This is a genomic window from Ignatzschineria ureiclastica (genome assembly GCF_003121845.1).
Lineage (GTDB): Bacteria > Pseudomonadota > Gammaproteobacteria > Cardiobacteriales > Wohlfahrtiimonadaceae > Ignatzschineria > Ignatzschineria ureiclastica.
The window spans coordinates 1-1065 of sequence record NZ_QEWQ01000025.1; the positions used below are offsets into that span (position 1 = coordinate 1).

The window sequence follows — 1065 nt, forward strand, 5'->3', positions numbered from 1 at the left end:
GTAAAACGATAAGTAGTCWATTAATAACCTGAGTTCGGGATAAGAGCTTGCCTAAATCATTGAAACAGCTTAGTTTTTTGCAGCTTGTCCATAAGCCGACACGTTTTTGAGTGTCGGCTTAAAGGGAAACCAACAGTAAGCAATGAGTCCTGCTAAAAGATTAGCAGCGAACCCTGTGAAGCTTCGATGCCTTGAGTGTTCAATCTGACATAGGTTTTTAAGCTCATCAAAAACAGTTTCAATTAACGAGCGTCCGTTAAGTAACGCCTCATCAATAGGTTTAAGAATCTGCTGTTTCATATTCCTTCGAAGCTTGGTTATAAAATCGATATTGAAGTCATTAAACAGTTTATCTTTTAAATCTTGACTGACATACCCTCGATCACCAAACAGTTTACCGAATATATCATTTGCTAGGCCCTGTCTTAGCGGCTCTCTATCATCTATATTTCCCGGAGTGACTCTAATCGATAATAACTCACCGTGATGATTGATAATCGCGTGCAGTTTAAATCCGTAAAACCAACCCATACTTGTCTTACCTCTTTGAGCAATCCCCTCAAAGACCTTATGACGCTTAATCCGCCGGTTATGGCATACAGATAGTTTGGTGGCATCCACAAAGCTAATACCTGTGCAACTTCCCATCAAGCTTTTAAGATAAGCACACAAAGGCACAAGAGCACGGGGTACTAATTCAATAAAACGTGAGTAGCTTGGTAAGTCCGGAAAATCTTTTTTCATCATGCCTAGCATATGATGATAGTAAAACCCTTTAAATTGACGGTAACGTAATTGATGAAACAGTACCAATATAGTCATTATCTCTGGTACACTTATCTTGCATGCTCTTAATCGCTTTGTCCCATTTTCGATCAGCTGACGTTCAAATTGTGGTTTGAATGCTTGGTAAAAGTCGTCAATGTGGCAGTATAATTCGGTTAGGTTGTCCATGTAAGAAGTCCTTTTTGTTGAGTTTTTATTAGTACATTAACTTTAACAATTTTGGACTTCTTTTTTTTGCCTTTTTTGACCTGCTTATCCCGAACTCAGGTTATMDTAGTG

Annotated in this window: 1 protein-coding gene; it reads right to left on the reverse strand. The window is 38.5% G+C overall.

Annotation, left to right across the window (positions count from 1 at the left end; translation table 11 throughout):
• Window positions 1-69: 69 nt before the first annotated feature.
• Window positions 70-954 (reverse strand): IS982-like element IS1592 family transposase, encoded by an 885-nt coding sequence (locus DC083_RS10070; protein WP_011453049.1) that lies wholly within the window; start codon window positions 952-954, stop codon window positions 70-72.
• Window positions 955-1065 lie beyond the last annotated feature (111 nt).